The organism is Modicisalibacter sp. 'Wilcox', from assembly GCF_010993675.1.
GTDB classification, from domain to species: Bacteria; Pseudomonadota; Gammaproteobacteria; order Pseudomonadales; family Halomonadaceae; genus Modicisalibacter; species Modicisalibacter tunisiensis.
Genome location: NZ_WNXF01000011.1, coordinates 140,334 through 141,839 on the forward strand (window position 1 = coordinate 140,334; position 1,506 = coordinate 141,839).

At 65.7% G+C, this 1,506-nt stretch carries 1 protein-coding gene and 1 tRNA gene; both read left to right on the top strand.

Annotation, left to right across the window (positions count from 1 at the left end):
• Positions 1 to 2: 2 nt before the first annotated feature.
• A tRNA-Lys gene (locus G7A98_RS11605) sits at positions 3 to 78 on the top strand.
• Between the two features lie 235 nt (positions 79 to 313).
• A complete protein-coding gene (gene nadA, locus G7A98_RS11610) occupies positions 314 to 1,333 on the top strand; it encodes a quinolinate synthase NadA (protein ID WP_205596264.1) in 1,020 nt (339 codons plus the stop codon).
• Positions 1,334 to 1,506 lie beyond the last annotated feature (173 nt).

Below are 1,506 nucleotides of genomic sequence, written 5' to 3' on the forward strand. Positions count from 1 at the left end.
CCGGGTCGTTAGCTCAGTTGGTAGAGCAGTTGGCTTTTAACCAATTGGTCGTAGGTTCGAATCCTACACGACCCACCAGGATTTCCCGAAAACGCCCCGTCAGCCTTCTGCCGGGGCGTTTTCGTGTGCGTGTTCCGGGAGCGTTCGCCGCCGATTGGTGTCTCACGGGAAGCGAGAAGGACTGGGCAGCGCGATTGGCGCGCAGTACCATGATCGCTTCAGGTGCGTGACGGACGAGCAGGATCGTCCGTGGCGCTTCCGGTGAACGCAGGGGGAGCCCCTGCCTGTCGCAGTGGTAGACACGATGACAACCATGACTTCCCGTGCTCTCGTCCGAGAGCACCTGACGCGCACCTATTGCCCGACGCGGATCGCCGCCGAGGACGAGGCGCGCATCGACGAGATCAAGCAGCTGCTCGAACAGCGCGATGCCGTGCTGGTTGCCCATTACTACACCGATGACGCCATCCAGCAGCTCGCCGAGGAGACCGGCGGCTGTGTCGCCGACTCGCTGGAGATGGCGCGTTTCGGTGCCCGGCATCCGGCGTCGACGCTGGTGGTCGCCGGGGTGCGCTTCATGGGCGAGACGGCCAAGATCCTCTCGCCCGAGAAGCGGGTGCTGATGCCCACCCTGGAGGCGACCTGCTCGCTGGACATCGGCTGCCCGGCGGATGAATTCAGCGCCTTCTGCGATCAGCACCCCGACCGTACCGTGGTGGTCTACGCCAACACCTCGGCGGCGGTGAAGGCGCGGGCCGACTGGGTGGTGACCTCCTCCATCGCGGTGGACGTGATCGAGCATCTGCACGCCCGTGGCGAGAAGATCCTCTGGGCTCCCGACAAGCACCTGGGCGGCTATATCCGCGACAAGACCGGGGCCGACATGCTGCTGTGGGACGGTGCCTGCATCGTCCACGACGAGTTCAAGGCCAAGGGCATCACCGACCTCAAGGCGCTGCATCCGGACGCCGCGGTGCTGGTGCATCCCGAGTCGCCGGCCCCGGTGGTCGAGATCGCCGACGTGGTGGGCTCTACCTCGCAGCTGATCAACGCCGCCCGCGAGCTGCCCCAGCAGCGCCTGATCGTCGCCACCGACCGCGGCATCTTCTTCAAGATGCAGCAGGCGGTACCCGACAAGACGCTGTTCGAGGCGCCCACCGCCGGCAAGGGCGCCACCTGCAAGAGCTGCGCGCACTGCCCGTGGATGGCGATGAACGCGCTGGACAACCTGGCCGGCTCGCTGCGCGAGCTGAGCGGAGAGGTGTTCGTCGACGCTGCGCTGCGCGAGCGCGCCCTCAAGCCGCTGGAGCGCATGCTCAACTTCCAGCGCTAGGCCGAGCCACGCGCCGGTATTGTTACGATGCCGGCTCGTGACGGCTTCCCGTGCCCGCCGCTAGATTGGTCTCTCGGTAGGTTGTTCATCCGCAGTCTGGCCGTGGGAGATTCTATGTTGCCCGTCAAGCCTTGATGGGGCTTGGAGGGCGATATCCCGTCTCATGCTTCATC

Excerpts from the sequence above, each read along its gene's own strand:
- nadA (WP_205596264.1), top strand. The coding sequence starts at position 314 with ATGACTTCCCGTGCTCTCGTCCGAGAGCACCTGACGCGCACCTATTGC.